An 8838-nucleotide genomic window follows, 5' to 3' on the forward strand; every position below is an offset into this window, starting at 1 on the left:
GTTCGCCGTCGTTTTGGAGGGATCAGTGAGCGAGTTTCTGACCGTTCGGCTGAGTAGCGAACAACAAAGTACCATTCCTTGGGTGGTGTGGTCGACAGATCAACAGGAAGTGATTGCTAGCGGTGAAATCGCCGGGTGGGAACACTTAGATGAATTGGTCTCATATGCTGGTCAGCGCCAAGTTGTGGCGCTGTTGGCGAGTAATGATGTGGTCCTGACGCAAGTGGATATACCGCCTGGTGCAACACGCCAATTCGAGGCGATGTTACCGTACTTAGTGGAAGACGAAGTTGCTCAGGACGTTGATGGCCTGCACTTTAGCGTGTTGGGTAAACAAGCGGATAAAGCGCAGATTTGCGCAGTTGAACGTGCTTGGATTCAGACTGTACTGCAACGTTTCTCAAGCCAAGGTATCGCCATTAAACGCATTTTACCCGATGTGCTTGCGTTACCGGTTCGTGGAGATCACAGCAGTGCTGCAATGATTGGCGAGCAATGGCTAATTCGTCACTCTGTGACAGAGGGCGCGGTTGTCGACGCTTCTTGGTTAGACCTTTACCTCTCTTCTTATCTACAAAATCATGAAGGTTGGAAGCTCGATTGCTATAGCTCGGTCCCGGAATCTGCGTTACCTGAAATATGGGAGCCGCAACCAGAAGAAATGACGATGGCTTTACTGGCGAAGGGGGTGACAGAAAGCAAAGTCAATTTGCTGACTGGGATCTTCAAGCCGAAATCTTCTTGGGGTAAATACTGGAAGCTCTGGCAAAAAGCCACCATTGCTGCGGGGGTGCTTATCGTTGTCATGGTTGCGCAGCAGTTGCTCGTGGTCCACAAGTACGAAGCACAAGCTCAAGCGTATCGTGAGGAGAGTGAGCGTATTTTCCGCCAAGTGTTCCCAAATAAAAGACGCATTCCTACCGTTAGTTACCTCAAACGACAAATGGATGATGAAGAGCGCCGCTTATCTGGTGGAGGTGGTCAGCAGGCAATGTTGTCATGGTTGGCGGCATTACCCGCGACGCTTGGTCAGGTCAGCGACTTGGAGATCACTAGCTTTAAATACGACGGACAACGTGGCGAAGTACGTATTCAGGCTCGTAGTTCAGACTTCCAACCTTTTGAGCAGGCTCGTGTGAAATTGGCAGAGAAGTTTAATGTTGAGCAAGGTCAGTTGAACCGTAGCGATAACGTTGTGGTTGGCAGCTTTGTTTTGAAGCGTTTGTGAGGTGATGATGAAAAATTTAATTTCTCAAGCTCAGGTTTGGTGGAGCAGCATCTCGCAGCGTGAGCAGCGTTTGGTCATGGGATGTGGCGCTATTGCCGTTATCGGTATTATTTATTGGGGTTTATTACAACCAATGAGTCAAAGTGCGGAGCTAGCTCAGTCACGTATTCAAAGTGAAAAGCAGTTGCTAGCTTGGGTACAAGATAAAGCGGATGGCATCACTGCACTGCGAAAAAGCAGCGGTGTGAGCTACTCTAGTCAACCGTTGAATCAGTTAGTTTCTTCTTCAGCTCGTCGTTATAAAGTTGAGTTGATTCGAGTACAACCTCGTAATGAGAGCGTTCAAGTGTGGATCAAACCACTCGCGTTTAATCAACTAGTGGATTGGTTACGTTACTTGAAAGAGCAACAGGGTATTGAAGTCGAATTTTTAGATATCGACCGAACAGAGCAAGCGGGCATGATCGATGTAAACCGCCTTCAGTTTAAGCGAGGTTAAGGTGAAGCGAGCAGTACTTTACGTTGTTATCTTTATCGTCTTTTTTTCAGTCAGTCTTTTAATGGGATTACCAGTCTCTTGGGTGTTACAACAAGCACCAACAGTGAGAGGCCTGGACATTCAAGGAGCCAACGGTTCGGTATGGCAAGGTCAAGCTGCTAGTATTCGTTGGCAGCGCCAGAACCTTGGAGAAGTTAATTGGGATTTCCAATGGTCGAGTCTACTGACAGGTAAAGCTGAGTTTGCTGTGCGCTTTGGTCGTGGTAGTGAAATGGACGTTCGTGGGCGCGGTTTTGTCGGCTATAGCTTAAGTGATGGCCCTTATGCCAAAAACTTAGTTGCCTCGATTCCGGCGGTAAAAGTTGTTGAGCAAGCGCGCCTCCCTGTGCCTGTTGGTGTTGATGGGCAGCTTGAGCTGAATATTCGTCATGCGACTTATGCTGCGCCTTGGTGTAAGAACGGTGAAGGCACTTTAGTATGGAATGCCAGTGGTATTCAAAGCCCCGTTGGCAGCTTAGATCTCGGTCCTGTGATTGCCGATATAAACTGTCAGGATAGTGTATTGACGGCAACTGGTGAGCAGAGCAGCAAACAAGTCTCTGCGGCGTTTTCCGCTGAACTGATGCCTAATCAACGGTACTCAACCAAAGCGTGGTTCAAACCTGGTGCAGAGTTCCCATCCAGCATGGGGGAGCAACTGAAATGGTTGGGTAAGCCGAATGCTCAAGGTCAATATGAGTTTAACTACCAAGGGCGCTTCTAACCTATCGTGACAAAATCCAATATCTTAAAAGAGCTGCTATTGTGCAGCTCTTTTTGCTTTTGGATCATTGTAAGCTAAAACCTCTATTCGCTGTACATTGGGAATGAATGGAAATTTAAAACCATGATTTTTAATTGATTTGTTTTCTTTCGTTCAGCTTTACAGGCAATTGGAACATAGTAGGCCAAATACTCCAAGTGCTGTACAGAAGGTCAAAAAGAAAAGGCCACGAAGATATTCGTGGCCTTTCTATTGCTAGAATTTTGTGCTCTAAATTTTACCGATAGGGCGCTTAATCTTTGCGTTGTAAAATCTCATTCCAAGGTAAATCCGCATCACCAAGAACAATAAAATTCGGGTTTTCTAGTGTTTCCCGCTCGTTATATGACAGCGGTTCTAATTGCGTGCTGAGAATACGTCCGCCAGCTTCTTCAACAATGCATTGTGTCGCAGCGGTGTCCCACTCACCTGTTGGACCTAGTCGGAGATAGCAATCTACCGCCCCTTCCGCGACGAGGCATGCTTTCAATGCCGCAGAACCGAGCGGTATTAAGTCGTAATTCCAGGCGCTGCTCATACGGTTAGTAATACGATTGATGTCTTGGCGACGACTAATAGCAATTGCGATGCTTTGCTCTGGCTGTTCGTGTTTGTGTGTATGGATTTTGACGCTGTCCGACATGTCGGGAATTTTCCAGGCGCCTTTGCCATTATAAGCGTAGTAAGTCACGCCAGATACAGGACCGTAAACGACGCCCATGGTTGGTCGATTGTTGTCGACCAACGCGATAATAGTGGCAAAGTCACCACTGCGAGCGATGAATTCTTGAGTACCATCAAGAGGGTCGACTAACCAATAACGTTCCCACTGAGCGCGTTGCTCTAAGCTTATGTCTGCGTCTTCTTCTGACAACACGGGAATGTCAGGCGTCAGATCACTCAAGCGTTCAGTGATGAACTTGTGAGCTGCAATATCTGCACTTGTTACGGGAGTTTCGTCACTTTTGGTGTAGGCCTCGTATTGCTTCTTTTCATATATTTCGAGGATCATTTGCCCAGCACTGCGGGCAATATCGATGACTTGAGGAAGTAGGTGAGATAGATCTTTTGTCATTGGCATAAGTGATAGTCCTTACTCACAGTGTTATTCGGTTCTAATGACCGTTATTGGTTATGCTTGTGAGTGGTGTTTGGTAAGTGTTTCAGTGCCAACATTAGCGCTGTGATGCTTCGTGCTTCACAGAAATCCATGTGAGTTAATAACTCTTCGGCTTGCGCAAGTGGCCAACGCACAATTTCCAGTGGTTCAGGCTCATCGCCTTCTTGCTTCTCTGGATAAAGCGCCTGTCCTAAAAATAGAGTCATTTTGCTCGAAAAGTAAGATGGCGCGAGGATAACTTGTTTCAACGGGGTTAACTGATTACAGCCAAAGCCGATTTCTTCTTTTAACTCACGATCCGCAGCTTGGTGTGGTGTTTCTCCTGGGTCAATCAGCCCTTTTGGGAAACCTAGCTCGTAACGTTCAGTTCCAGCGGCGTATTCACGCACCAGTAATAAATCGCCTTGTTCTGTTACAGGAACCACCATTACAGCATCTCGTCCACTTGGCTTCATACGCTCATAAGTACGATGCTCACCATTGGAAAAACGAAGGTCGAGCGCTTCCACAGCAAACAGTTTGGATTTTGCAACCGTCTGGCATGAGAGTATCTCTGGTGGGGTTCGTTTCGGCATGACGCTGGCTCCTTGGTGTCGTTGGCGTTTACGAGATGCGTAAGATTCTTAATATATGAGAACTCCGCCTGAGTTTCTAGCGGATTTTACGAGTCGAGCTAAGCATCTCAGCATCACCTCAGTATCGATACAAAAATGGGAGACCGAAGCCTCCCATTTTCTGACAGTGTTTACTCTTAGTAGTAAGAGTGATCACCACGGTCATGTTCTGTAGCATCACGAACTGCGGTTAGTTCACCAATGAACTGGTTTAGCAGCTCTTTCTCGATGCCTTCTTTTAGTGTTACGTCAACCATAGAACAGCCATTACAACCGCCACCAAATGCAACAATCGCAACACCGTCTTCAGTGATCTCAACCAAGTTTACGTGACCACCGTGGCCAGCAAGTTGTGGGTTCACTTGAGTTTGGATAACGTACTCAACGCGCTCAACCAGTGGTGCGTCGTCCGCAACTTTACGCATTTTAGCGTTAGGTGCTTTTAGCGTTAGCTGAGAGCCCATTTTATCGGTAACAAAATCGATTTCAGCGTCTTCAAGGAATGGCAGGCTTAGCTCATCCACGTAAGCTGAAAAACCGCTGTAAGAGAGTTCAGTGTCGGTCGATTCTACTGCTTCTGGTGGGCAGTAAGACACGCCACACTCAGCGTTTTGTGTACCTGGGTTCACAACGAAAATACGAATGTTAGTGCCTTCAGGTTGTTGACCTAAAAGGTTAGCGAAATGCGTTTGCGCAGTTTCTGTAATAGTAATATTTGACACGACGAATACCCGAGTAAATTTGTAGGTTACTGCTGCTATTCTACTCTTGTTGACGTATGGGTCTAGTCTTTTTGATGCTAAGGCATGGCGAAGCGATCTAGAGAGAACGAGGAGCAGGTGTTCTGCAGATGCAGTAAATATCGATGCTTTCTACGCCAACTTCAAGTAGTAAATGACATAATTGTCGGACGGTACTGCCTGTGGTGACTACATCATCGACGATGGCAACATGGGAAGAGTGAGGTTGCTTATTGAGAATAAACGCGCCTTTTAAGTTTTGTTCACGGCTTGTTTTGGTATTACCACGCTGTGATTGGGCGAGCTTTACTCGACGAAAGACCTTCGCATCAAAATTAGTCTGCAATTGCTTGGCGAGGTGTCGGGCTAAAACATCACTTTGATTAAAACCCCGGCGCAGGTAACGCTGCCAGTGCAATGGCACACTGGTAATGATTGGAGCTGGCGTGGTGATGCGCTGTGCCAGTTGCTCGGTTAATGCTTTTACATGCCAAGACTCTCCGTGATCTTTAAAGCGTTGTACTTCCCGTGAAAGGGGAAAGTCGTAATCGCCTAACGTGTATAGCCTTTGCCATGGCGGTGGCTCTGAAAGACATTCACCACAAATACTATCCGTACTCATTTCTTCTTTCTGTAATGATAAACCGCAGCGTTGACATCGTTTTACCGGAGTTAGGTATTTTAAACAGTGCTCGCACCAGCGCAGAGTATTTGTGTGGCTTGGTGTTTGAATAGGGAACCGACACAGGCCGCATTGACTGCTCAATACACGATGCATGATGTTTTGCCAGTGATGAGATAACATAGCGTTTATTCATGATGATATTTTACTCAGCCTAACGCTTGGCTGAAGCCGTAGGGAATAAAATAAGTGGGAGAGATTGAGAGCATGAGCACGAAATTACACTGGCAGTCATTTGGTCAGGGACCAGATTTGGTGTTACTTCATGGGTGGGGCATGAATGGTGCGGTATGGCAGCAGACAGTCGAGTCTCTTCAACCTTATTTCCGAGTTCATGTGGTTGACCTTCCGGGGTACGGACATAGCGCCGAATCTCATGCTGAAGATTTAGACCATATTGCTAACTTGGTGGTGCAAGGTGCGCCAGAGAAAGCGATTTGGCTTGGTTGGTCCCTCGGAGGTTTAGTGGCGACGCATGTGGCATTAAATATGCCCGAGCGCGTGGCTAAGTTGATTACGGTTGCCAGCTCACCTAAATTTGCCGCAGAAAAACCGTGGCGTGGCATTCAACCGAATGTACTGAGTGCGTTCACCTCTCAGTTGCTAGAAGATTTCTCACTGACCATTGAGCGCTTTATGGCGTTGCAAGCGATGGGCAGCCCATCAGCGCGTAAAGACGTTAAACAGCTCAAGCAAGCGGTACTATCGCGCCCTCAGCCAAACCCTGAATCGCTGTTGGTTGGGCTAAACATCCTTGCTGATGTGGATCTGCGCGATGCGTTGACGTCTCTTTCTGTTCCAATGTTGCGTCTTTATGGCCGTTTAGATGGGTTGGTGCCAATTAAAGTAGCTAACGATTTAAGTGAACAGTTGCCTCATACCCAGCAGTTTGTTTTTAATCAGTCCTCTCATGCGCCTTTTATCACCGAACATGACGAATTTTGTGTTCAAATCCGAGAGTTTGCTCACGATTGAGCAAGTACGAGCGGAAATACCTCAAGTTGTTTAAAAAGTGGTCGATATAAAGGCTGGTGAGGTTTTATTAGCCAATAAAGCTAAGCCATATTGACGAGTTGGGCGACTCTGAGGAGGGTTCGCAATGATTGTGTCACCGACCAACGTAAGTGTGCCACTGATCGCCCCATCCGTGAATGTGCAGACGGAACAAGCAGCTCGCGACAATAAAGTCCGAGAGCCTGTAACGCCAACGGTCGCATTGGCCAAAACCAATGCAGAGCGAAAAGTAAAAGGTGATGACAAGCGCCGACGTCAGTCTTCTTGGGATCCTTCAGAGCATCCTGATTATGATATGGAAACGGAAGTCGACACGCGTTATCAAGAAGAGCCGGAAGATACACTAGAACGGCTTTTTAGTTTGCTTGCGCTCAAATCGTATAGTGAAGACCAGGGGAAAGGCTACGCGATCCGCTTTCGCTTACCAAAGCGCATTTTGGATGCTGCGATCAATGAAGGATTAATGGAAAAGCGCAGGAAGGTGATCAAGTTTCATTATGGTCATGCAGTCGCTCCCCATACACCGTCAGAAGTGATAGCAGTATTATGACGACTCAATATCCTACTCAAACAAAAACGCTCCAAGCAGGTTGACTGATTGGAGCGTTTTCTTTTTAGTTATGAAAGCTCGTTAGCGGTGAAGCCTAGGTAAGATTACTTTTTCGCTCTAGCAAACGCTGCAGCAAATGCACCGCCCATCGCGCTGTTCGATGACGAATCATCACGGCGAGGCTGACGACGCTGCGGTTGGTCATTACGACGCGGCGCTGCTGATGAGCGTTGGCTACGGTTGTCTTGACCCGGTTCGTCGTTCATACGCATCGATAGACCAATACGTTTACGCTGCACGTCAACTTCCATCACTTTCACTTTGACGATGTCGCCCGCTTTCACCACTTCACGTGGGTCAGACACATAACGATCTGTCAGTGCAGAGATGTGTACGAGACCATCTTGGTGAACGCCGATATCAACGAAGGCACCGAAGTTGGCTACGTTCGATACCACACCTTCTAGAATCATGCCCGGTTCCAAGTCAGATACCGAGTTTACACCCTCTGCAAACGTCGCCGTTTTGAATTCTGGACGTGGGTCACGACCCGGCTTGTCTAACTCTTTGATGATGTCTGTAATGGTTGGAACGCCGAAGTTATCGTCGGTGTAATCGACCGCATGCAGACCTTTAAGGAAGCTTGAATCACCAATCAGTGCTTTGATATCTTTGTTGTTCTTCTCAGAAATCGCTTTGACCACTGGGTACGCTTCTGGGTGAACCGCAGACGCATCAAGTGGGTTCTTACCATCCATGATTCGTAGGAAGCCTGCACACTGCTCGAACGCCTTAGGACCTAAACGAGGTACTTTCTTTAAGGTTGTACGTGCTTCGAAGCGGCCGTTCTCATCGCGGAAGTCGACAATGTTCTGCGCGATGGTACTTGATAAGCCTGCTACGCGCGTCAGTAGCGCCGCAGAAGCGGTGTTCACATCAACACCAACCGCGTTTACACAGTCTTCCACAATCGCATCTAGGCGTTTTGCCAACATAGATTGGCTTACATCGTGCTGGTATTGACCCACACCAATAGATTTCGGATCAATTTTCACGAGTTCAGCCAATGGATCTTGCAAACGACGTGCAATCGACACTGCACCACGCAGTGATACGTCCATATTCGGGAACTCTTTTGCTGCAAGCTCAGACGCTGAGTAAACCGATGCACCCGCTTCACTTACGATGATCTTCTGAACTTTCAGGTTGCCACGTTTGATGACGTCTGCGACAAAGCTGTCGGTTTCACGTGAAGCCGTACCGTTACCAATCGCAATCAAATCCACGTTGTACTTACGCACCAACTGCTCAACGATTTGTGCTGACTTGTCGTATTGTTTTTGTGGTGGGTGAGGGTAGATGGTTTCGGTTGCAAGCACTTTACCTGTTGAGTCGACAACCGCGATTTTTGAACCTGTACGCAGACCCGGATCGAGACCAAGTGTTGCACGAGGGCCAGCCGGTGCTGCCATCAACAAGTCTTTTAGGTTAGTGGCGAATACTTCAATCGCTTCGATTTCAGCGCGCTCTTTCATTGCGCCCATTAGCTCGGTTTCCATGTGCATCGATACTTTGATGCGCCATGCCCA

Annotated in this window: 10 protein-coding genes; 5 read left to right on the plus strand and 5 right to left on the minus strand. The window is 47.6% G+C overall.

Features of this window, described 5'->3' with window-relative positions; translation table 11 throughout:
* The first annotated feature begins 25 nt into the window (after positions 1-25).
* Genes gspL through R7Q47_RS21070 form a run of 3 tightly spaced genes read left to right on the plus strand, consistent with a single transcriptional unit; the run spans position 26 to position 2490 of the window.
* A complete protein-coding gene (gene gspL, locus R7Q47_RS21060) occupies positions 26-1228 on the plus strand; it encodes a type II secretion system protein GspL (RefSeq protein ID WP_053303405.1) in 1203 nt (400 codons plus the stop codon).
* Between the two features lie 7 nt (positions 1229-1235).
* The gene (locus R7Q47_RS21065) at positions 1236-1727 is read left to right on the plus strand and encodes a type II secretion system protein M (RefSeq protein WP_047103746.1); all 492 of its coding nucleotides are present in this window, start codon (positions 1236-1238) and stop codon (positions 1725-1727) included.
* Between the two features lies 1 nt (position 1728).
* The gene (locus tag R7Q47_RS21070; RefSeq protein ID WP_017635007.1) at positions 1729-2490 is read left to right on the plus strand and encodes a type II secretion system protein N; all 762 of its coding nucleotides are present in this window, start codon (positions 1729-1731) and stop codon (positions 2488-2490) included.
* Positions 2491-2782: 292 nt separating this feature from the next.
* Here R7Q47_RS21070 and cysQ read toward each other — a convergent pair whose 3' ends face one another.
* The 4 genes from cysQ to R7Q47_RS21090 all read right to left on the minus strand — a co-directional run bounded on the left by cysQ (position 2783) and on the right by R7Q47_RS21090 (position 5808).
* Positions 2783-3610, minus strand: a complete 828-nt coding sequence (gene cysQ / locus R7Q47_RS21075; RefSeq protein ID WP_064353522.1) for a 3'(2'),5'-bisphosphate nucleotidase CysQ — start codon at positions 3608-3610, stop codon at positions 2783-2785.
* 44 nt (positions 3611-3654) lie between these two features.
* Complete coding sequence (gene nudE / locus R7Q47_RS21080) at positions 3655-4224, minus strand: ADP compounds hydrolase NudE (RefSeq protein WP_005379309.1); 570 nt, start codon at positions 4222-4224, stop codon at positions 3655-3657.
* Positions 4225-4400: 176 nt separating this feature from the next.
* A complete protein-coding gene (nfuA, locus tag R7Q47_RS21085) occupies positions 4401-4985 on the minus strand; it encodes a Fe-S biogenesis protein NfuA (protein ID WP_005379313.1) in 585 nt (194 codons plus the stop codon).
* Between the two features lie 97 nt (positions 4986-5082).
* Positions 5083-5808, minus strand: coding sequence for an amidophosphoribosyltransferase (locus R7Q47_RS21090; RefSeq protein WP_025998648.1), 726 nt, complete (start codon positions 5806-5808; stop codon positions 5083-5085).
* A gap of 84 nt (positions 5809-5892) precedes the next feature.
* On the opposite strand from R7Q47_RS21090, the gene bioH reads away from it, so the two are divergent.
* Together bioH and R7Q47_RS21100 are read left to right on the plus strand one after the other, a co-directional pair.
* Positions 5893-6660, plus strand: a complete 768-nt coding sequence (bioH, locus tag R7Q47_RS21095; RefSeq protein ID WP_005384724.1) for a pimeloyl-ACP methyl ester esterase BioH — start codon at positions 5893-5895, stop codon at positions 6658-6660.
* Positions 6661-6784: 124 nt separating this feature from the next.
* Positions 6785-7249, plus strand: a complete 465-nt coding sequence (locus tag R7Q47_RS21100; RefSeq protein WP_005379316.1) for a hypothetical protein — start codon at positions 6785-6787, stop codon at positions 7247-7249.
* A gap of 104 nt (positions 7250-7353) precedes the next feature.
* Here the strand turns inward: R7Q47_RS21100 and R7Q47_RS21105 are convergent.
* The coding region (locus tag R7Q47_RS21105) for a Tex family protein (protein WP_318089368.1) at positions 7354-8838 on the minus strand (1485 nt) is incomplete at its 5' end.

This window comes from Vibrio sp. Vb0349, assembly GCF_033338975.1.

Bases quoted from the DNA above. Each gene is read 5' to 3' on its own strand.
- R7Q47_RS21065 (WP_047103746.1), top strand. From the start codon at position 1,236: ATGAAAAATTTAATTTCTCAAGCTCAGGTTTGGTGGAGCAGCATCTCG.
- cysQ (WP_064353522.1), bottom strand. From the start codon at position 3,610: ATGCCAATGACAAAAGATCTATCTCACCTACTTCCTCAAGTCATCGAT.
- nudE (WP_005379309.1), bottom strand. From the start codon at position 4,224: ATGCCGAAACGAACCCCACCAGAGATACTCTCATGCCAGACGGTTGCA.
- R7Q47_RS21090 (WP_025998648.1), bottom strand. From the start codon at position 5,808: ATGTTATCTCATCACTGGCAAAACATCATGCATCGTGTATTGAGCAGT.
- bioH (WP_005384724.1), top strand. From the start codon at position 5,893: ATGAGCACGAAATTACACTGGCAGTCATTTGGTCAGGGACCAGATTTG.
- R7Q47_RS21100 (WP_005379316.1), top strand. From the start codon at position 6,785: ATGATTGTGTCACCGACCAACGTAAGTGTGCCACTGATCGCCCCATCC.